Origin of the sequence: Vibrio sp. Isolate32, from assembly GCF_022397955.1 — a bacterium.
GTDB lineage: Bacteria > Pseudomonadota > Gammaproteobacteria > Enterobacterales > Vibrionaceae > Vibrio.
In genome coordinates this window covers 1-21,356 of record NZ_JAKEUQ010000021.1, presented here as the reverse complement: position 1 = coordinate 21,356, position 21,356 = coordinate 1, and the positions used below count along the sequence as shown (strand labels likewise).

General features: G+C 43.5%; 23 protein-coding genes and 1 pseudogene. 9 read left to right on the top strand and 15 right to left on the bottom strand.

Annotation, left to right across the window (positions count from 1 at the left end):
* The first annotated feature begins 196 nt into the window (after positions 1–196).
* Positions 197–451, top strand: a complete 255-nt coding sequence (locus L1D11_RS15540) for a YgjV family protein (protein WP_239832951.1) — start codon at positions 197–199, stop codon at positions 449–451.
* Positions 452–709: 258 nt separating this feature from the next.
* Here the strand turns inward: L1D11_RS15540 and L1D11_RS15535 are convergent, their stop codons facing one another.
* On the bottom strand, positions 710–3,877 hold the full coding sequence (locus L1D11_RS15535) for a glycosyl hydrolase family 18 protein (protein WP_239832950.1): 3,168 nt from the start codon (positions 3,875–3,877) through the stop codon (positions 710–712).
* A gap of 476 nt (positions 3,878–4,353) precedes the next feature.
* Here L1D11_RS15535 and L1D11_RS15530 point away from each other — a divergent pair, with 476 nt between their 5' ends.
* Positions 4,354–5,940: a BCCT family transporter gene (locus tag L1D11_RS15530; RefSeq protein WP_239834412.1), complete on the top strand. Its 1,587-nt coding sequence runs from the start codon at positions 4,354–4,356 to the stop codon at positions 5,938–5,940.
* 96 nt (positions 5,941–6,036) lie between these two features.
* On the opposite strand, the gene L1D11_RS15525 is transcribed toward L1D11_RS15530, so the two are convergent.
* Together L1D11_RS15525 and L1D11_RS15520 are read right to left on the bottom strand one after the other, a co-directional pair.
* Positions 6,037–6,399 (bottom strand): RidA family protein, encoded by a 363-nt coding sequence (locus L1D11_RS15525; RefSeq protein WP_004737330.1) that lies wholly within the window; start codon positions 6,397–6,399, stop codon positions 6,037–6,039.
* A gap of 110 nt (positions 6,400–6,509) precedes the next feature.
* Entirely contained in the window at positions 6,510–7,274 is a 765-nt protein-coding gene (locus L1D11_RS15520) for a PhzF family phenazine biosynthesis protein (RefSeq protein ID WP_239834416.1), read from the bottom strand.
* A 192-nt stretch (positions 7,275–7,466) separates the two neighbouring features.
* Here L1D11_RS15520 and L1D11_RS15515 point away from each other — a divergent pair, with 192 nt between their 5' ends.
* Positions 7,467–7,913 carry a DUF417 family protein gene (locus tag L1D11_RS15515; protein WP_105023574.1) on the top strand — a complete coding sequence of 149 codons (447 nt, stop codon included), beginning with the start codon at positions 7,467–7,469 and terminating at the stop codon, positions 7,911–7,913.
* Between the two features lie 107 nt (positions 7,914–8,020).
* Here L1D11_RS15515 and L1D11_RS15510 read toward each other — a convergent pair whose 3' ends face one another.
* From L1D11_RS15510 to L1D11_RS15465, 10 genes and pseudogenes are all read right to left on the bottom strand, one after another.
* Positions 8,021–8,497 (bottom strand): hypothetical protein, encoded by a 477-nt coding sequence (locus tag L1D11_RS15510; protein ID WP_239834410.1) that lies wholly within the window; start codon positions 8,495–8,497, stop codon positions 8,021–8,023.
* Between the two features lie 103 nt (positions 8,498–8,600).
* Positions 8,601–9,119 (bottom strand): GNAT family N-acetyltransferase, encoded by a 519-nt coding sequence (locus tag L1D11_RS15505; protein ID WP_239834409.1) that lies wholly within the window; start codon positions 9,117–9,119, stop codon positions 8,601–8,603.
* Between the two features lie 90 nt (positions 9,120–9,209).
* The gene (locus tag L1D11_RS15500; protein ID WP_004737325.1) at positions 9,210–9,377 is read right to left on the bottom strand and encodes a hypothetical protein; all 168 of its coding nucleotides are present in this window, start codon (positions 9,375–9,377) and stop codon (positions 9,210–9,212) included.
* Positions 9,378–9,471: 94 nt separating this feature from the next.
* Entirely contained in the window at positions 9,472–9,828 is a 357-nt protein-coding gene (locus tag L1D11_RS15495; RefSeq protein WP_239834407.1) for a hypothetical protein, read from the bottom strand.
* A 57-nt stretch (positions 9,829–9,885) separates the two neighbouring features.
* Positions 9,886–10,539: a DJ-1/PfpI family protein gene (locus tag L1D11_RS15490; RefSeq protein WP_239834405.1), complete on the bottom strand. Its 654-nt coding sequence runs from the start codon at positions 10,537–10,539 to the stop codon at positions 9,886–9,888.
* 124 nt (positions 10,540–10,663) lie between these two features.
* Positions 10,664–11,119, bottom strand: coding sequence for a GNAT family N-acetyltransferase (locus tag L1D11_RS15485; RefSeq protein ID WP_239834404.1), 456 nt, complete (start codon positions 11,117–11,119; stop codon positions 10,664–10,666).
* A 19-nt stretch (positions 11,120–11,138) separates the two neighbouring features.
* Positions 11,139–11,489 carry a hypothetical protein gene (locus tag L1D11_RS15480; RefSeq protein WP_239834403.1) on the bottom strand — a complete coding sequence of 117 codons (351 nt, stop codon included), beginning with the start codon at positions 11,487–11,489 and terminating at the stop codon, positions 11,139–11,141.
* Positions 11,490–11,629: 140 nt separating this feature from the next.
* Positions 11,630–11,752, bottom strand: a pseudogene (locus tag L1D11_RS15475) (AraC family transcriptional regulator); the annotation flags it as partial.
* Between the two features lie 62 nt (positions 11,753–11,814).
* The gene (locus L1D11_RS15470; protein WP_239834414.1) at positions 11,815–13,062 is read right to left on the bottom strand and encodes a RidA family protein; all 1,248 of its coding nucleotides are present in this window, start codon (positions 13,060–13,062) and stop codon (positions 11,815–11,817) included.
* A 484-nt stretch (positions 13,063–13,546) separates the two neighbouring features.
* Positions 13,547–14,431, bottom strand: a complete 885-nt coding sequence (locus L1D11_RS15465) for an AraC family transcriptional regulator (protein WP_008216159.1) — start codon at positions 14,429–14,431, stop codon at positions 13,547–13,549.
* A 193-nt stretch (positions 14,432–14,624) separates the two neighbouring features.
* On the opposite strand from L1D11_RS15465, the gene L1D11_RS15460 reads away from it, so the two are divergent.
* The 6 genes from L1D11_RS15460 (at position 14,625) to L1D11_RS15435 (ending at position 20,595) form a co-directional block, all read left to right on the top strand.
* On the top strand, positions 14,625–15,773 hold the full coding sequence (locus tag L1D11_RS15460) for an iron-containing alcohol dehydrogenase (RefSeq protein ID WP_239834584.1): 1,149 nt from the start codon (positions 14,625–14,627) through the stop codon (positions 15,771–15,773).
* A gap of 234 nt (positions 15,774–16,007) precedes the next feature.
* The gene (locus L1D11_RS15455; protein ID WP_275666003.1) at positions 16,008–16,754 is read left to right on the top strand and encodes an amino acid ABC transporter ATP-binding protein; all 747 of its coding nucleotides are present in this window, start codon (positions 16,008–16,010) and stop codon (positions 16,752–16,754) included.
* Positions 16,754–17,551 (top strand): amino acid ABC transporter permease, encoded by a 798-nt coding sequence (locus tag L1D11_RS15450; RefSeq protein WP_032553985.1) that lies wholly within the window; start codon positions 16,754–16,756, stop codon positions 17,549–17,551. Before L1D11_RS15455 ends, L1D11_RS15450 begins: the two co-directional genes overlap by 1 nt.
* 12 nt (positions 17,552–17,563) lie before the next feature.
* On the top strand, positions 17,564–18,373 hold the full coding sequence (locus L1D11_RS15445) for a transporter substrate-binding domain-containing protein (protein ID WP_102424765.1): 810 nt from the start codon (positions 17,564–17,566) through the stop codon (positions 18,371–18,373).
* A 139-nt stretch (positions 18,374–18,512) separates the two neighbouring features.
* Complete coding sequence (locus L1D11_RS15440; RefSeq protein ID WP_239834583.1) at positions 18,513–19,436, top strand: amino acid ABC transporter permease; 924 nt, start codon at positions 18,513–18,515, stop codon at positions 19,434–19,436.
* 214 nt (positions 19,437–19,650) lie between these two features.
* Positions 19,651–20,595 carry an ADP-ribosylglycohydrolase family protein gene (locus L1D11_RS15435; RefSeq protein WP_239834582.1) on the top strand — a complete coding sequence of 315 codons (945 nt, stop codon included), beginning with the start codon at positions 19,651–19,653 and terminating at the stop codon, positions 20,593–20,595.
* A gap of 6 nt (positions 20,596–20,601) precedes the next feature.
* On the opposite strand, the gene L1D11_RS15430 is transcribed toward L1D11_RS15435, so the two are convergent.
* Together L1D11_RS15430 and L1D11_RS15425 are read right to left on the bottom strand one after the other, a co-directional pair.
* Entirely contained in the window at positions 20,602–21,060 is a 459-nt protein-coding gene (locus L1D11_RS15430) for a GNAT family N-acetyltransferase (RefSeq protein WP_239834581.1), read from the bottom strand.
* 81 nt (positions 21,061–21,141) lie between these two features.
* The coding region (locus L1D11_RS15425) for a transposase domain-containing protein (RefSeq protein WP_239833600.1) at positions 21,142–21,356 on the bottom strand (215 nt) is incomplete at its 5' end.

The following is a 21,356-nucleotide window of genomic DNA, read 5'->3' as shown; positions in this document are numbered from 1 at the left end:
AAAATGCATTAAACGTTTGCGTAATCGCTAACCTTCACTTCTACCTATTTTTGGGGTTTAATCACAAAAACGGAGTTGGTATAGTCTACCCCGTTAAACATAACCAGACCATTCGAGGCACGGAGCTTCCTCAATCATCTCATGAAGAGAAGAATTGGTACCGACAAAGTATCGGCAAATTTAAGAGGGTCAAACAATGGAATTCAATATGGTTGAGATTTTAGGTTACGCTGCGTCTATTATGGTCGCAATTTCATTAACAATGAAAGATATTGTTCGCCTGCGTGTCCTTAACTTTATTGGCTGTGCACTCTTCACAGCATACGGCGTTATGATTGACGCTTGGCCAGTGGTTGCAACCAACGGCTTCATCGCATGTGTAAACATCTATTTCCTTGCAAAAATGCAAAAGGAAAAAAGAGCGGAAGCGATGAAAGAAGCAAAAGCTTAATTTAGCGACTAGCGATTTCACACTATTCTGAAAAAGCCCAAATAGAGCGATCTATTTGGGCTTTTTTATATCTGTTATTCCTCTACACGATCACTACCTTCTACTTTTTCACCGTTCGGACATAACAGGCGTAAAGCATAGTAAGGCCATGAATAAAAAAACGCCGAACAGGATTGAGTTCGGCGTTTGACTCTACGTTAAGTGGTTTGTTTAAGGAGATAAGGCTAGTAAGCTCTCAACTCCATCAACAAATCAATACTATGAACACACTTTGGTCCAGCTACCATCACTACCTGGTTCAGAGCTTGTCCACCAGTTAGCTTGGTAAATACTGCCGTTATGAACCACTTGGTCACCCGTGTTTGCATGGCTTGGATTACCTGCCCAATCTTTCTGTGGCAGATCTGGGTACACAGTTAAGCCTGCAGTATCACAAGTACCAGGGTTTGTGCCACCATCGCCTGGGTTACCACCACCAGAACTGATATCACCTAAAGGTAAATCTGGCTGTTCAAAGCTGAAGGCATAATCGACACCACCTACGTTAACGGCATAGTTTGCAGGGCCAGAAATTGGTAAGTAATACACCATATCTAGCTCATACACACCACCAGCAGGCAGTTCTTTCCATGCAGGTAATGTGAAGGCTACTCGGTGCATAGTACCGTCTAATCCACCGATGTTATCCGCACGAGTATGGCCCGAAGCAATCACCGTCAAACCACCGCCCGATTGATCTTTCGCATTATCAGGTGCAGATACTGGGATATCGAATTGGAACTCAGTTCCACCCGGAAGTGCTTGACCTGTGTTGTTGGTAAACGTGATCTTAGGGTTGATTGGGTAGTTTTGGTCACCGACTTTGAAACCACCAACCGATACCGCGATATCTAGCGCTTCTGTTGGGATAGCACCCGTCGCGACTTTGTTTCCATATGGGGTTGCTGACTTAAACTTATCGTAGATAGCTTTGGTCATTGTATTGCCCATGTGGAACTCACCGTTACCGCTATTACATGCTTGCTCAGTGGCATCGATAGACGTTCGGTTGCCATTCGCATCGAGTACATAACAGTTATAGTCCCCTGCTAGTTCCCAGAACATAATGCCGCCGATCTCTTTATCGATAACGTAGTCCGCTTTCACATCGATAGACTGTTTATCTTCCGTTGAAAGGAATACGCCCTTCTCTGCATTCCATAACCAAGGAGCAACAGCAACGCTGTCGTAGTTACGCGTATAAGTACCCGTCAATACATCAGAAGGATCGTTTACAGGATCAAGCTTGTAAGCATCCGCGTAAGAACCCCAAATTCCTTTCTCTAGGTTCTTCGCGTGCCACATTGGGTTTGAACCCGCGCCCATTTCGTTGCCTTTCGGATCGGTATCGTGCCACATGTTATCGATACCAATAGCGCCATGACCACAGTTGTTCTTCTCACCTTCACCGGTACCCGCCGCACATTCAGATTGATTAGGCAATGCAGCGCGGCCCCAAAGACCATTTTCACCACCTGTTACGCCCTGCCAACCACGTGTGTAGTATGGAACACCGATGTTAATACGACCTGCTGGCATTGAACCGCGGAAATAATGGTAAGCCCAATCCGTGTTCAGGTAGCCGATACCACCATAAGCCGCTGTGTCGTATACATTCCACTGCGCTAGTTCTGAATCTTTACCTGTATCAAACAAGGCAGCGTTATGGCCAACGTGGTCGTTCCAAGCGCCGTGAAGGTCGTAAGACATGATGTTCACGTAATCAAGATATTGAGTGACATCGAATGTTTCCATACCGCGCAATAGGTAGCCAGAAGAAGGTGCCGCGATAGTTAACATGTAGTGATTACCATCTTCAGAAGACGCCACATCAAGCTTCTCACGCAATACTTTCATCAGCACTTGGTAGGAAGCCCATAGGTACTGACGACGCGGTTCCATGAAGTCTTTGTCGTACGGGTTACCCGCACCAGCCATTGACGTTGGGTACTCATAATCAATATCTAGGCCATCGAATTGATATTTACGTAGCATTTCAACCGCTGAAGTCGCGAATGTTTCAATGCCTTGATGGTTGATTGAGCCATCAGCATTGGTCGTCATAGTATAGAAACCACCATCAGCAACTCGGCTCCCGTCAGTCGCGAAGTGACCGCCCGTTTCAGCCCAACCACCAATTGAGATTAGCGTTTTAACACCATGTTTTTTCTTCGCGGTTGCCAGCGCACCAAAGTGACCTTTGAAGCCTAATGCAGGATCAACTTCTACACCCGGCCACTCTTTACCTACAGCAGCATTATTTGGATCGTTTACGTCACCAACGTTCACTTTGCCATCTGAACCGATGCTCACGAACGCGTAGTTAATGTGTGTGAGTTGTTCCCAAGGAATATCATTTACTAGGTAAGCTGCTTGCGGGTCATCCCCTGCACGCCAACTGGTGAAGTAACCAATCACACGACGAGGGTGATCCGCGCCCATTTTCTCACGGCCTTCATCATCGTAAATTGTACAGTAAGGAACATCGACGCCTTGCGTTTGATACAAGCCATCAGGACGACATGTACTCACCGTTGGAGCGCCATTCACCTTCAAAGAAGCCAAGGCTGAATCCGTTGTTGCGCCTTGGTCGTCGGTCGCTTTGGCGTAAACAGACAAAGTACCTGCTTGAGTGGTTGTGTAGTCAAGCGTATACGGGCTTGTTGCAGTCGTCCCAACTAATGAACCTGCCACATAAAAATCGACTTTATCAACCGTACCATCACTGTCTGCAGCCGTTGCTGTGAGTGTTACCACGCCATCTACATCAACAGAAGCCGCTGAAAGTGAAACTGATACTGTTGGCGCTTCATTACCTGGTTGTAGTGAATCAACAGAAATGGATACCGCGCTTGCTACACTTGCCGCGCCTTCATTATCTGTCGCGACAACAGATACCTGATGGTTACCCGATGTTGCAGCCCAAGCTGCTTCAAATGGTACCGCTGTTACTACAGCAACCGACGTACCATCGACAAAAAATTCTACTGAAGCAACACTGCCATCAGTATCGAGTGCTGTTGCACTTAAGACGACATTATCGCCCTCAACAATCACATCCGATGCACTAGGTGCTGTTAACGAAGCGGTTGGCGCTTCATTTGGCGTGCCACCGCCTCCACCGCCACTACACACATCAATCTTTTTCCATTGTGCATAGTCACCCTCGAATTGGATCGGGTTGTTATTTTGATTCCAGTAATTCGCTGAATACGCGCTGCCGTCATGTGAAACCTGATCACCACCGGTGTACACCGTGGCGGAATCCCACGCTTCTAACATTGAACAATCAACAGCCGCGTAGCTGTTGAACGCCATTAAGCATGACGCGGTGAGAGTACTGAGTGTAAAAACCTTCTTGGCCACTCTTCCTTGGTTTAGGTGCATGTTAGCTGTCCCTTAAGTTATTGTTTCAAGATGCTTAATTTAAGTGTCATATTTCTCACCACTTAAATCTCTTCGCAAAACAACTGTAGGTAACAGTGCCAATTTAACACCTAAAATATTCGATATTTATAAAATGACTCGCATTAATTTGTTTATAGCATGCAATGAGTCGACACTTATTTTGCACGAACAACTAATATTATATTTATTTCGGCACGCTAAAAAATATCGCCTAGTTCCTATCCTTAATTACAAAACTCTATTCATATCTGCTTTGTTCATTCGTTCTGAAATTTCGTTTTAAAACTAACCAAAAGGGAGTGATTTACTCGTAGAACCGATTTCTTTTCTAAATTCGCCCACTTTTTCTTAACAATTGTGATAATATCGCAGCTTTTTTTGACGAACCTCACACTTCCAATGCAAGTGTGGGAGAAATACATAGGCTTGAAAGAGCCAAATATAGCGAAGAAATAATGTCCAACTTGACGCAAGTCGCCAACGAAAACATCAACGCAGAATCTACTTCTATTAACTTCACTAAAGCCCAATCTTTGGGTGAAAAACTGGAGCTTGGAAATCCAGTATTTTGGCTAAGTGGGAGCTTTTTAACCCTCTTTGTCATTCTTGCCTTTACCAACACCTCAGTGTTATCAGAACTTGTGAACATCGGTTTTAGTTACTCAACTAGATGGTTCGGTGCTTTTTGGCAGGTTCTCTTACTACTTAACTTCATTATCGGCTTAGTGCTTGCACTAGGACGCACGGGTCACGTTCGCTTGGGTAAACTTGCCCTTCCTGAAATGACTACCTTCAAATGGATGTCGATTGTCCTATGTACGCTACTCGCAGGCGGTGGTGTATTTTGGGCAGCAGCAGAACCTATTGCTCACTTTGTTTCTGCTCCACCTCTATACGGCAACGCTGATCCTCAAGAAATGGCGTTCAACGCGCTATCTCAGTCTTTCATGCACTGGGGGTTTCTTGCTTGGGCAATCTTAGGTGGCTTATCCTCTATCGTACTGATGCACCTACACTACGATAAAGGGCTTCCTCTTAAACCTCGTACTTTGCTTTACCCATTACTGGGCGACAAAGCAATTAATAGCTGGATCGGTAACGTCGTCGACGCGTGTAGCATTGTTGCTGTGGCTGCAGGTACTATCGGTCCAATTGGTTTCCTAGGTCTTCAAATCAGTTATGCGTTAAGTGAGCTGTTTGGCATCTCAGACAGCTTTGCGACTCAGAGCGTTGTTATTCTGTTCGCCATTGCCATGTATACCCTATCTGCTTTGAGTGGCGTGAACAAAGGCATTCAACTGGTTAGCCGTTACAACATCATCTTGTCTGTATGCCTGATCGGCTACATCCTTCTTGTGGGTCCAACAAGCTTCATCGTTGATGGCTACTTGCAAGGCATGGGTGAAATGATCGATAACTTCATCCCAATGGCACTTTACCGACAAGATACAGCGTGGCTAGGTGGTTGGACGGTATTCTTCTGGGGTTGGTTCTTAGGCTATGGTCCGATGATGGCTATCTTTATCGCGCGCATCTCGCGTGGTCGAACTATTCGCCAAATGATCGTGTCTATTAGCATCTTTGCTCCACTGGTAACCTGTTTCTGGTTCAGCATCGTTGGTGGTAGTGGTTTGGCGCTTGAGTTAGAAAACCCTGGTGTAATTTCTAGTGCGTTCGAAGGCTTCAACCTTCCTGCAGTGTTACTGGCTATCACTGCGCAGCTGCCGTTTCCGACTCTGATTGCAATTCTGTTCCTTATCCTGACCACCACGTTCATCGTAACAACGGGTGACTCAATGACCTACACCATCAGTGTAGTTATGACAGGTACCACAGAGCCAAACGCAGCAGTTCGCACCTTCTGGGGCATCATCATGGGTGCCGTAGCCATTGCGCTTATCTCAATGGGCTCTGGCGGTATTTCTGCGCTACAGTCGTTTATTGTTATTACTGCTGTTCCTGTATCGTTCATCTTACTACCATGTTTATGGCATGCACCTAAGATCGCGACACAGATGACAAAAGAACAAGGCATCGCTTAATACCAACGCTGACTAACCTCGGTTTCGTATTTCGAACAAAAAAGCCACTCAAGTGAATCACCTGAGTGGCTTTGTTTTATCTATCTGTGTGTCGGTTTATTGAAACTTTTCCCCAGCGGCAACCATGAATGACATTTCAACTAACAGTTCAGGGTTTGCCAGTTCAGCTTTCACACATGCACGGCTCGGCGCACACCCTTCAGGGAACCATGCTTCCCACACTTCGTTTAGTGCATCAAAGTTAGCGAAATCCGTTAGGTAAATAGTAACCGACAATACGCGAGATTTATCGCTGTCTACCAGGCTCATCATCTCTTCAGCTTGCTCAAAGATTTGTTGAACCTGACTCTTAATGCCCGCAGATGTGTCTGACTCAGCAACTTCAACAAAGCTTGCAATACCATTAAAAACAGTTACATCAGACCAACGCTTGGTCGGGTTAATTCTATGAATCTTCACTCGCTATTCTCTTTTTATTATTGGAATCTACATCAGAGTAATCTAATCCAAATCCTTAATATTGAAAACAAAAATTAGTTCGCGGTATTGGTCATAGAATCAACACACTTTCACTGACGGCATTCAACTCTAGCAGAGACGACAATCGAAGAGTTGGATCCCTTCTCGACTTCAAAATAACCACCAGCACTAGAAAGCTGACGAACCGATAGTTTGTCTTTTCCTAGCTTATCGAACCAATATGGAGCCAATGAACATTGCGCAGATCCGGTTGCTAAATCCTCTGAAATGCCGATCTTCGGTGCAAAATAACGAAGTACATAACCGTCATCCGAGCTTTTGGCCGTCACCATAACAGCATGCAGATCATTGATTTTTTTATACTGTTCAAAATCAGGAGTAAAGTTCCTGACTGCTTCCTCAGAATCCAACACCAACACTAAATCTCTTGTAGAGAATGCATCGACAACGGGCTGATTCAAAGCTGACAGATCAATTGGAGCGTCGCTCCACTCAACATAAGATTTACCATTCCAGCTTGGCAGTTCCAACCGAGATAGGCCGTCTTTTCTAGAAATCACGACCTGTCCATAATCACTGTTTAAAGTAACCTCTTCAAACTTATACCGCTCGATCAAATCAGTACCAGCACCCAAACTACCATGACCACACAGGTTTATCTCACCATCTAATCCAAACCAACGGATGTCGAACTGACTTCCCGATTTCTTCACAAAAGCAGTAATAGGCTGTGCTAGTTGATGTGTTATTTCTAGTAGCTCTGAATCTGCTAACCATTGCTCTAATTCAACAACCCCACAAGGGTTCCCTTTCGCCGACTCTCCACTAAATACATCATATATAAGTGCTTTGATAAATTATCTCCTTGTACCGTCGTATTAAGCTCTTAATAAAAACTATCATTTCATTTTCTTCAAATAAACCATTGATACATATAACATTAAAATGCCATGTGTAATGATTCATAAATAGGAGTAATACTCTCACAGTGAAATTAATTTTGCACTAGTGCGGTCATGTGTAGAACTTATTAATGGAGTACTTTTATGCATGTTCAAACCTATGATTTAAAACAAAGCAACTTCGGATACAACCTTGGCGTGATAGGTGTCGCGTTGGTGTTAGCTTGGATTGGAATTTACAAGTTTACGCCTACTGAGGCGATGTTGATTGAGCCTTTAATTACCAACCACCCAGCAATGAGTTGGCTCTACAATTTGTTCTCAGTACAAGCCGTGTCTAATATGGTTGGTGGTGCTGAAATCATTGTCGCGATTGGGCTGATGATTGGATTTAAAAAGCCGCGAGTCGCGTTTTATTCTGGCATTGCTGCGGCGGCTATCTTTGTTGTGACACTGAGCTTTCTAATTACCACGCCAAACGCTTGGAAAGTATCGGATGGTATTTTGGTCACTAACTTCTTCTTAGTGAAAGATATTCTATTTTTAGCAATCGCGATCAGTGTAATCGAACGCAATAAACCTCAAAAGTAACGATAAAGCAATAAGGTTACCCTAAATCTAGAGGACACCTTAAACCTTAAAATAGACAGGCCCGAAGCTGGCTAGAAGGACCCCGCCAGCTTCTGATATATAAGGTTTTACTTGGCAATACCATCATGATTGAAGCATTGTCTTGTTACCAAGCCCCACTTTTCGTCTTGGTATTGGTCTTCCACATAGTTACCTGAGGTGTAGTCATTAACGACTTCTCTCCAGAACTTAACAGCATGATCTGCGCCCAGTACTTGTTTAATCTCCCAACTGCCTTTTAAATGTCCAAACAGTTCAGAAATAAACTGCTTCCCTACTTTATTTTTTCGAAAATAAGGCACCACATAGAAGTCGCAAATCTCAAACTCGTTTGGCGCTTTGGATTCAATGGCGGTTAATGCAGCAGGAACTTCATCAATGTAAAGTAAGTAACCCGTAACGGCATCACCAAGCGTCGGATAAATCTCAAACAAGCCATACTCGTCTGGTTTGTCTCCGATAATCTTTGAAAACTCAGCCGCATAGCCCTGATATAAATTCGCGTATACCTGCTGATTACCACTATAGACTGTCACAATGTTCATAAACTGATCTCTGTATTGTTTCGCACCACAATGGTGTGAGCTCATCTTTCCGAGCCTATTATCTCATTGATTATAGGAAAAATAATAGATATCAAATGCCCACTTATACGGATATTGCCTTGCGGTAATAGTTGGCATCCTGTTGCTTTCCCTTGAATACTGCGTAATTTGGGACACAATCAACGAGGTCGAAGCCCGTATTTGTTAGTACTTTATTTGAACCGACATTACCTACTAATGCATAAGCATCAATATATTTTAGGGATGAGTGCTTAGACAAGTAGGTTAGCAGCTTTCTGACCGCATTAGAGGCGACACCTTTAGAACCAAAAGTTCGACCAACCCGATAGCCGAGCTCCCCGTTTTCACCATTTTTGCTTATATCGCGAACGTTGATTCTTCCACAAATGACGCCGTTAGCGTCCTTAATTAGCATTGGGATCAACTCACCATTTTGGTATTCCTTCAGGAAGAGCGCAATTTGCTCGGCAACCCCTGAATCAGAATAGAAACTGTCATCCCTAGCAGGAACAAATTGATTAAACCACTCTCTATTTTCGACTTCAAATTCCAAAAGTGGACCAACATCACTTGGTTGAAGTAGGTGTATAGATATCTCCATAAGTAACTCTAAAAGCTCCCTTTAAGTACTGTATTTTCAGATTTCGGACTCTCTGTGTTTCTATCTAGGATGATGGGAGTCAACCATCACTCAAAGTATTGGCATGACCGAAAACAATCCCATTACCGCCATAGATAACAAGGCACCACTGAAAAAACTCGGAGCATGAAATGGTCGAACTTTTGATTTAACAGCCTCCCTCTCAATCGCTTCTTGGTAAGTTTTAACGGAGAGTTCCTTAACGTAATTATTTTGCATAATAAGCTCCTTCTGAATAACTAAGAGAAGCTTAAGACTTGAAGTTAAGTTGAGGTAAAGCGAAAAATCATATTAATTAACATCGTTAAACGAGTTATTCCAAAATCACCCTAAAAATGTCGTTGTTCACGCCCCCCACATCCACTAACTCTCCAGTTTTCATATGAATTGACGTGTTTAATTGTCGAGTCGAGCGTGGCTCTTTCGTTTCTCGAATCACAAGCATATCGACCAAGTAACCAGAGTCTTGCTTTCGTACTAAACCCGAAAAAGTCACACTTTCGACCCTGTCCGCGAGTACAGAATTAAATGTTTTATCTTCTAATACGCCTGCGGAGACCGATGTCTCGCCATAAAACAACGTGATACTTGTTGGGTCCGGTTGTAAAGCTTCATTGGACGCGCAGCCCGTCAGAGCTAGGCATAGCATTAAAATAATTCTAAATGGCATAAACTTGTTTTTCGTTCTCTCGTTAAACGCTTTTTGTAGAAATAGTATGGCAGTGCTTCAAACCACTGCGTCTATATGCTCAGCTTTTAGTGATTTATTGTGTAAGTTATCAGCCTCTGCAGACTGGATGGTTCCCGAGATAAGATCTTCGAAGAGATCCAACTGTCCTGCGGGGATAAGTTGATTTTGAATCGCTCTACGTTTGTTAGAATCAAATAATCGCTCAGCCACCCAGCCGATTAAGTAGACCAGAGATAGGCATCCACCAGCCGTAGCAATGTTGCCTTCGATGACTAAAGGCAGATCTTGAACGTTGCCACCCATCGCTTCTAATGTTGGTTTGGCATGCGGGTTTGTTGTAAGCCTCTTACCTTTAAGTAAACCGAGTTCGTGCAACACAAAAGATCCTGCGCAAATCGACCCGATTAACTGCTCGCTCGGATCCAGCTGTAATGAGTTCATGAACTCCGGCTCTTTCAATGCAGCCGGAATACCGCGATAACCACTTGTTATCAGCACTACATCTTGCTGCGCAACCTCACTCAAATGGCCATCGGTTTTCACCATCACCCCCAAATGTGAGCGATGTTCAGGCTTAGTTCCAAGAACCTTAACCTCCCAAGAGTCCGTCGTTCTTCCTAATAAGTCATACATCAAGAAGAAGTCTACATCTGTGAAGTCATCAAATAATACGATTCCGACTTTGTACATAATACATGCCCTTGTTGATTACTCTCGATAGATGAGAAGCGTTAATAGTGAAGCGATTCATCGAAAGGTGATATTAACCACCACATACTTGAGGTCAAACTCGATCCACAATTATTTATGACCCCTAGGTAACAGCGACGAAATTAGACCATTTTCTTTTTACTTCAGGCGTCAACGCTAGAGTAAACTCATAACCTAAGTGATTCTCACGTGTTATTTCATACCCTAATCGCTTATGAAACTGCACCGATAGTTCATTTAAGCGTAAAACATTGCTTACTAATACCCTTGAATCACGATCTTTCAGTATGTTTACAATGCCACGAAATAGAGCAAGAAAAGCGGCTTTACTTCTATAGTCTGGGTGTACCACAAACATAGGGACAAACCACTTGCCATCACCTAAATTACTTAACGTCGTGTAGCCAATTAGCTTGTTATGTCGCCGATATTCGACAAGCAGTCCTTGTTCCATCGATTGGGTATGAGATGCTAAATACACATCTCTATCTATTGGAAAGCCCGCTTCTTTTGAAATTGACTCCAATGTCATCACGTCCAGTTCTAAATATTCTTCCATAACTACCTCTTACCCGTACTTAAAAGAATTGCAGAACAAAGCACGTAATAAACGCCGGTAAGCCAGCAATGAATAACACTAAGCCCGTTTGATAATTCATTCGATAGTGTTCTTGTTGGTCTTTAGCAAAATCGTGCCCGTCGACCATTTTGTAGACTTTGTCTGTAATAGGATCATCTAATCGCGTTGTTTTGCTATGAACGCCTCCCTCCCACAGAAGTTTTGCCAAAACCCAAATGACGATAACGATATAAAATAAGAAGTCGACGAGTTGAGTAGAAGCAAAGAAAGGAGAAAACTGCGACAGCACAAAAACGACCATTGCAGCCATCAAATTGATTAGCACCACTTTCTTTAACAATTCGAGCAAATGAACCTCCTACAGAATATTAGTACTTCAATAACAGGTATTTATAATATTTAGATTTCTCGGTCAATCAAAAAATATGTGCAAGATTGCACTATATGAAGTGCCGCATATTTAACAACCTTCATTACAGATAGGAAGCATTACACCGCTCGTGGTGATGTATTGAAGTGGCGCTTACATTCGCGCCTAAATTGAGATGAATTGGAGTCATTGATTCGGCATGCAACATCACTTATTCGCAGACCTTCAAACTGAATCAGCTCTAATTCCAAGTTAGGAACTAGAGCTAAAATATCAACGTTGTTATCGATGTGTGTAACTATATTTAAGCAACAACATCTTGTGGGGGTGTACCTTCGCAGTTAGATACGACGGCATCAATTTGAATTAAAGCATTCATAGGAATCTTCGAAACCCCAACCACCGTTCTTGCCGGTAAGTCAGCATTAAAGAATGTAGTGTAAACCTCGTTCACCGCTTCAATATCTGAAATATCTTTAAGTTGAATATTAATTTTAACCGTATCGTCCATGCAATGGTCAACACTTTCAATGATCGCCTTAATATTCTTAAGACACTGTTCAGCTTGCTCTTTAATACCACCAGCAACCACTTCATGAGTTTTCGGATCTACAGGAAGTTGACCTGAAATATGATTGTAGTGAGAGAAAGCAACGGTGTGCGAATAAGGCATGAAAGGTGCTTCAACCGTATTATTTGCTTCAACAACCAGTAAGCAAGTATCTTCTGGTAATTGTGGCGGTGTGCCATCGCCATGTGAAACTGAGGTATCGATTTGGACTAAAGCGCCCATTGGTAATTCAGATGCCTGCACAACCGTTCGCGCCGGAACATAACTTGGGAAGAACTTGGCACAAGCTTGGTTTACCTTTTCTGTATCTTCGATATCTTTTAGATAAATCGTGGTTTTCACCACATCATTCATAACATGACCAATGCTTTCTAGAATCATTTTAATGTTTGCTAAACATTGCGTTGTTTGCTCTGTGATACCACCTGAAACCAACTCACCAGTGTTCACATCAATCGGTAATTGAGCTGAAAGATTATTGTAGTGAGAAAAAGCAGCAGTCTGAGTAGACAAAGCATTCTGCGGGGCGTTATCCGTGTTTCTTGATACCTTAATTAACGCACATGGTGCCTGCGGTGTCGTACCTTCACCATTTGAGATAAGCGCGTCCATTTGAACTAACGCATCGCTCATCGGCAAAGCTGTAACACCAACCACTGTGCGTGTCGGAAGGCTATTACTAAAGAAGCCCTTATAAACTTCATCGATAGCTTCCATATCGGAAATATTCTTAACGAAGATATTGATTTTCACCACGTCATCCATCACATGGTCGATACTTTCAACAATCGCTTTAATATTATTCAAACATTGCGTTGCTTGATCTTTAATATCACCGATGACTATTTCACCTGTTTTAGGGTCAATGGGTAATTGAGCAGAAAAATTATTGTAATGAGAAAACGCAACTGTTTGTGTAAATACATTATTTAGTGGCGCATTTTCAGTATTTCTTGAAATTTTAATGATATCGCTACTCATCGGTATGATCCTTTTAATAGAATAAGAATACGTATTTATATTGAACAATCGTATTGGAATGAATAATTAAAGTAGCGCCATGGTAGGTGAATAACTTTGGGTTGAACGTGACATACATCAGACTATCACTCAACTAATATTCAGTGGCTTATGGGATAATTAGTCACCGAAAGACTAATTATTCATGAAAATTAGGTTTGAAGACTACTCATCCCCAACTGTTTTTAAGTATATCCAATAATATTGAATACTTTCCCACATAATATAATGGGTAAGTTATTAAATTTAGTTCGTGTTTGTTAGCTTGTTCACACTAAAATACCCTCAACCGATGAGTTTTAGAAGTTAACGCCTTATTTCCATGCATAAATTTTTAGGCTATCTAACTAATTATTTTAAATAGCTTGTTTTATATAGTTACGTTAATAATATGTTTAATAAAAAACATCATCTGTTTCAGAACATAGATTGCGTGGAAGAAAGACTACACCGCTCTTGGAGTAGTATTGAAATGACGTTTAAATTCTCGGCTGAATTGAGATGGACTAGAGTAGCCAACTCGGCGTGCGGCATCACTGATACGCAGGCCTTCTAACTGGATCAGCTCCTTGGCTTTATTAAGCCTTACCTTCTTCAAATATTGAAGTGGTGATTCGAAAGTGACGTTACGGAAAGCATTATGAAAAGCAGAAACACTCATGTTTGCTTCGTCAGCTAGCGATTGAACAGTAATGGTTTGGTCATACTCTTCATGCACTTTAGACAATGCTTTGGCGACACGTGCGTAATGGCCGTCATGATGGGCTAAATCAAACAGTACACGGCCCTCTGAGCCTGTCAAAGCGCGATAAACAATCTCCGTCACCATTGCGTCACCCAAGATGTTGGCTTCGATATCGCAATGCAGTGTCTTCGCCAACCTAGTGAAACTCTCTAGCATCGCCGTTTCCATTCGAGTGGACTCTAAACCACTCGAATTCTGTTTGTGCTTGTTACAGTAACTCTCCAGAAAACCTTGCTCTTCGAGCTTTTTCACTAAGCTGTGTAAACGCTGAGAATCAATGTTGATCGACAAACCCAGTAACGGCTCACCATCAACCGGTAAAGCTTCACACTCCAATGGCATTGGCACCCCCACCACTAAGTAATCACCGGCTGCATAAGTTACTGGTCTGTCGCCTATGTAGATATTCTTTTTACCCTGGCCAAGCATGATGATACCTGACTGGTAAGTGAATGGTTGGCGCTGATTCCCACCACTACTACGATACAGCCACACGCCCTCTATCTCTGTTTGTCTGATCCCTTCAAGATCATCCCAACCTTTGAGTTCAACGTAAGATTGCAGTAACTGAGCGAGTGTGTTCATAACAGGTGATGTTCCATTCAAAGGGTGATGTTGGTTTGCACGAAAGCCCAAAGAGAATATCAATTATGTAGAAATAGGCAATTAGTTTGGAGAAATTGACCTTCACCACCCTAATTCCGTGTACTAATATGCAAATATAGAAATTAAGCACTACAACAAAATAAAAATTTTAGCTTTACACAAGGAACTGACGATGCAATTTACCTATGTTAACCCTACTGTTATCCACTTTGGCCAAGGCCAAATCAACGCTATCAGCCAAGCCGTTGATACTTCAAAGAAAGCACTTGTCATCTACGGTGGCGGTTCAATCAAAAGCAATGGTGTTTACGACCAAGTAGTCGCAGCTCTTAAAGATCACGCTTGGATTGAGTTTTCTGGTGTTGAAGCAAACCCAACCAAAGAAACATTAGACAAAGCCGTCGCTATCGTTAAAGAAGAAAACGTAGAATTCATTATCGCTGTTGGCGGTGGTTCAGTAATCGATGGTTCGAAATACGTTGCAGCAGCAGCGAAATACGACGGTGACGGTTGGGACATCCTAACAGGCAAGCACCAAGTCACCGAAGCAACGCCAATCGGTGCGGTACTGACGCTTCCGGCCACAGGTTCTGAATCAAACATGGGTGCAGTAATCACTCGTAAAGCGACTCAAGAGAAGCTGGCTTTCCTAAACCCTGCGGTACAGCCTAAGTTTGCAGTTATGGACCCAGATGTAATGAAGTCTCTACCAGAGCGCCAGTTGGTGAATGGTCTGGTTGATGCTTGGGTTCACGTGTGTGAGCAATACATCACTATGCCTGCCAACGCGATGGTTCAAGACGGCTACGCAGAAACATTGCTGAAAAACCTTCTTGTACTGGGTAAACAATACGACGAGCGTGACAATGACACATGGCGTGCAAACCTAATGTGGACGGCTAACCAAGCGCTAAACGGTCTTATTGGTACTGGCGTTCCTCAAGATTGGGCAACGCACATGATTGGACATGAGTTCACTGCATTGTGGCATGTCGACCACGCGCGTTCTCTAACTATCGTTCAACCTTCACTGCTTCGTAACCAGATTGAAGCGAAACGCACTAAGCTAGAGCAGATGGGGCGTAACGTATTTGGCCTAGAAGCGGGCGCAGATTTAGCAGAGCGCACTATCGACGCTATCGAAGCCTTCTATCACAGCCTTGACGTAGCAACCATGTTTGATGGCTACGAGGCGAATAAAGAAACGGCTATCGACAATGTGGTTGCACAGCTAGAATCACACGGCTACCTACAACTTGGTGAGAACCAAGCGATCACGCTAGAGAAAACTCGCGAGATTCTAGAGTCTGCAATCCATTAATGGTTAAAATTAAAGCAAAGAAATCAGGTTTTTAAATAAAATCGCGATAATTTAAAAATTTATGTAGCGAAACTGAACCAAATTCTTTGACCTTGCGTATACCCTCAAGCAGCGTCCTAATCCGGCGCTGCTTTTTATTTGCCCTACAAGATGCTATTAAATTCTCATAAGGTCCTAATTTTATGTGCAATCATATTTCTATATTGTTAAGGTAAACTTGTCTCTTTACTAGGTATGAACAACGATTTGAACAATCTTAAGGAAATGGTTAAGTTTAAGTCACTTAACAAGTGGTATGGTGATTTTCATGCCCTAAAGGATATCGATCTTAATATTGAACAGGGAGAGATTGTGGTGATTTGCGGACCATCTGGTTCGGGTAAATCCACTCTTATCCGCTGTATCAATCAGCTAGAACCGTTCGAGAGTGGCGAACTTTCCGTGTTAGAACAATCGCTTCCCTGCAAGTTCAACACACCAGGCCAAGTTGGAATGGTGTTTCAGCACTTCCATTTATTCCCCCATCTTACTGTGCTCGAAAACTTGACTCTGTCTCCTATTCGCACGGTCAAAAAAAGCAAAGAAGAAGCAGAGAAAACCGCCATGCATTATCTCGAGTGTGTACACATCGCAGAGCAAGCGAATAAGTACCCGGCTCAGCTTTCAGGTGGCCAACAACAACGTGTAGCAATTGCGCGCTCTCTTTGTATGAAGCCAGAACTACTACTATTTGATGAACCGACATCTGCTCTTGATCCGGAAATGATCAATGAAGTACTGGATGTAATGGTCGAACTGGCAAGTGAAGGCATTACCATGGTGTGCGTGACCCACGAAATGGGCTTTGCAAAACGCGTTGCCGACCGAGTCATCTTTATGGACGAAGGACAGATCGTGGAATCAAATACACCACAGAGTCTGTTCGAAAATCCTCAACACGAACGTACTCAAGCGTTCCTAAATCAGATTCTGACTTACTGATGCTGCTGAAGATAGTGAAACCCGCCCTCTCTGCCTTGGTACAAATTGTGGTGCTTGCGGCAGCCGTTGTTTGGATCCTCGATTCTGGTGCTCAGGCGATGGGATACAGCTGGCAATGGGATCGAGTACCTGACTACATCGCTTTCTATGAAGATGGTGAATGGTGGCCTGCAGAATTGATGGAAGGATTACTCGTTACCATCAATATCTCTCTGATTTCTTTAGTTGCAACACTGGTGATTGGCTTAACCACAGCCCTATTACGTAACTCCAATTCAGTGGTTGGTCGCACGCTAGCCACCAGCTATGTGGAATTGATTCGTAATACACCATTGTTGGTACAAATTTACCTGCTCTATTTTGTATTCGGCCCTGTAATCGGGCTGGATCGCTTTAGCACGGCTGTTTTAGCTTTGGCACTTTTCCAAGGGGCGTACACCGCTGAGATATTTCGTGCCGGGTTAAATAGCATTTCTAAGGGACAGTTTGAAGCCGCTCAATCTTTGGGATTATCAAAGACCTATACTTACTGGGATGTGATTCTTCCTCAAGTGGTACAACGCACCTTGCCACCTCTGACCAACGAAGTGATCTCTCTCATCAAAAACTCTTCGATTGTGAGTGTCATGGCTATTTTCGACCTGACAACCGAGGCCAGAAACATTGTTTCTGAAACCGCGATGCCATTTGAGATCTGGTTCTCTGTGGCAATCATTTATCTTGCACTTACACTTTCACTTTCTGCCGTTGCAGCTTGGCTTGAGCATAAGCTCGGAGCTAACTGGCGAACACAATAAGGATTTATCAGCATGAAGCTATTTAAAACCGCTATCACTGCTTTACTTGCGCTTGCCGTAAGTTTGCCTGCACTTGCGTCTGAAACGCCTAACCTAGACAAAATCAACGAACGTGGCTCTCTACGTGTTGGTATGTCGACTTTTGTTCCTTGGGCAATGCGTAACAAACAAGGCGATCTTGTCGGCTTTGAAATCGATGTGGCAAAACGTCTTGCTGAGGATTCAGGCTGGAAAGTTGAATTTGTACCGACGGCATGGGATGGCATTATCCCTTCACTGCTATCGAACAAGTTTGACGTAATCATTGGCGGTATGTCGATTACTGAAGCGCGCGCTAAGAGTGTCCTTTTTACTGAACCATATTCTCACTCTGGTGTTCAACTGGCGGCTAACAAAGAGCTAGCAGAAGGCTTCAGCAAGATTTCTGATTTCGACTCTCGCCGAGTAAAAATTGCAGCTCGTCGTGGCGCCTTCACAGTTCAAGTTGCTCGTGAAACCTTCCCGAAAGCGAAAGTACTTCAGTTCGATGACGACGCTCAAGCGTTCCAAGAAGTACTAAACGGCAATGCACACGCGGTTATCGCTTCTAGCCCTAAGCCAGAACACGAAGCAATCAAGAACGCTGACACGCTATTCATTCCATTTGATGAACGTCTATCAAAAGGTAACGAAGCATTCGCTGTTCGCCTTGGCGAGACCGACAAAGCTGAGTTCTTCAACGAGTGGATCAAAGCTCGTACTGAAGACGGTTGGTTGAAAGAACGTTACGAGTACTGGTTCTCAACTCTAGATTGGCAAGATCAGATTGCTCAAGGCCAGTAATCGACAGCTAATTAGACGCTAAATAACCAATCAAGGCAGTACCTTGCTGGTACTGCCTTTTAAGATACACCCGAGATAGCTATGAATTCATAGCCCATTCTCACAACACCTTAATAATCATTGTTTAAACAGGAATGACGTGAGTAGTACTAGCGCATTATCAACGCCCAAGCCCAACCTTCACATGAAGCCTTGGTATCAACGCCTTAATCTCTTAGATGGTGTGTTATTCGCCATCATTTGTGCGTTTGCAGGTTGGCTTTATTATCGCTCTGCTGTCGGCATTAACTATCAGTGGCGATGGGAAGACGCATTCACGCTAATCTTCATTCCACCTTCTCAAGGTAGTATCCCATACTTCTTCCAAGGCCTAGTCGCAACACTACGTTTAAGTTTGTGGAGTATGGTGTTGGCCTTATCTTTCGGTACCCTGCTTGGGGTCGCAAGACACTCTAAGATCGCTCTGTTTAAGACTCCAGCTCTGCTTTTCATCCAATTGGTTCGAAATATTCCACCACTGGTTTTTGTGTTTATCTTTTACTTTTTTGTCTCTAACCAACTGATTCCTTTGCTTGGTTTAGAAACCCTTCTGCGTGAACACAATGGCGACATTAACCAGCTGCAAGCTTTGCTATTTGGTCCTGCCAACCTTTGGGAAAACTTAGCTTCTGGCGTTATCTGTATTGGTTTACTCTCTTCGGCGTATATCGCTGAAGTGATTCGTGCTGGCTTGGAAAGCATTCCTAAAGGCCAATGGGAAGCGGCGGACTCACTTGGTTTATCCGTCTTCTCAAAATATCGATATGTGGTAGGTCCACAGGTATTAACCGCGATAACCCCGCCTTTGGCTGGCCAAGCAATTTCGTTGGTAAAAGACACCTCGATTGTGTCTCTGATTTCGATTCAAGAAATGACCTTCGTTGGCACAGAGATGGCCAACTCATCCGGTTTGATCTTTGAAATCTGGCTGATTGTTGGCGCGGTTTACTTCGCACTCTGCTTCACTCTATCGCGTATTTTCAGAAAGATAGAACAACGCTCAAGTGCTTATCTCAACCGCTAGTTTTCACTAGTCACTCCATTGTTTCTGTAGCACTTCAGTAACCTCTGCTTGCCGTAGCCTATAATATTCATCAGCTTATCCTGATTGTTTTAACTCATTGACCAATCAGGATTAATCGTTTCAAAACTCTCGTCTAAAACACAGCAAAACCTTCATTTAAACACTATACTTTGAATACCAAATCCCATCGAATTCTCTCAAAGGTCAAACCAACATGGACAATCATAAAGAACGAGCGTTTTATGCCGTTGTCGGCGCATTAGTCGGGGACGCTGCCTCTATGGGGCTGCATTGGTTATACGATCAAGAGAGGATCTTACTGGTAGCGGGCTTCGAGCCTGAGTTTCGTTCACCAAATGAGTCCGATTATCAAGATAAAGGCTATTTTGCTCACCAAGGAAAATCCGCAGGCGACCAATCACAATACGGCGCTCAACTATTAGCGATGGTCGATAGCCTAGTCGACAATCAGCACTACGATGAAGCATGCTACATCAAGCATTTCCGCTTCTGGTTTGATTTCGGCGGCAGTTGGCAAGGTTACATAGATAAAGCAACGCGCATGAGCTTGCTGAATATCCACCAATTGGAACTGGCCGATGCCCCCATCACAGCCTGTGGCGCTGATGACACGCAATTGCCTGCTGTTTCAAAAATAATCCCATTAGTGGCTTGTACTTATACTTCTCACACCCTACCAGGTATGGTCGAAAGCGCGGTTCGAGTGACTAATAACAACGACAAAGCTGTCGAGTGGGCGCAGGCTATTACCCTGCTGATTCAAGCCGCGATACAAGGTAATTCGCCATCACAATCGGTAGAGATGGTAAGACAGACCTGCAGCAAGTTTATACGCGATCAAATCGATGAAGCACTAGCCGAGCCTGAACTTTCAATCACTGAGGCCGCAAAAAAATTTGGATTACATTGTGAATTAAGCGCCGCGTTCCCACTGCTGATTCGAATCATTGCAGGCGCTCAAAGCTTTAAACAAGGTATTCGAGATAACATTTTATGTGGCGGTGATAGTTGTGGGCGTGCGATTGTGATTGGCACGGTATTAGCGGCTTGTTTCTACGAGGAAGATGGTGGAATTCCAACGAAATGGCTAAAACAAGTCGATCTCAATGGCGGTGTATTGTCTCTGCCAATTGTGTAACGATTACTACACAATGGCACATTGTGCCGTCGGGGTTATACGCCACATATAAACAAACTGATCGTTTTGCGAGGTGACTTCAAAACCAAATCGGAGATACAAGTCCCCAACTCGATTACCTTGCAAATAACACAGCTCCACTGGCTTATCAAGCTTTGAAGCGTGGGCTAAACAATCCGTCAAAACTTGGCTTCCAATACCATTGCCATGATATTCAGGCAGCAAGAAAAATCGGCAAAAGTAGAAGTGGTCACCTTTGTCTTGCAGCAACACACTGCCAACGGCTTTGCCTTGAAGTTCAATAATATCAGGCCTTTCTTCCTCCCACTCTTCGGCGTGTATATCTCGCTGGACTTGTTCATCCCAACCAAATACAGCTTTGATCGGTTCGAACTCAGCGGCCTTCTTGAGCTCGAACAGAAATTCATAATCTGATGGCTGAGCAGGCCTTGTTGAATACTTCAAAATATCTCCAAAAGTAACTATGGCGTCTTTCTTAAATAAGGTTTATTTGTATGCGCCCCATGAACCCACGGGGCGGTGTTGTTAATGTTTGAAGTTCCAAGGTAGGAGCGCATCGATATCAGGCTCAGCTTTCGCGAGCTCTTTCATGCACTTGACTATGTAGTCGTAGAGGATAAGGCCGTTGGCTTTCGCTGTCTCGACGATGCTGTAAAGCATCGCGCTCGCATCAGCACCATTTGGTGTATTTGAGAAGAGCCAATTTTTTCTTCCAATGACCAGCGGTTTAATGGCGCGTT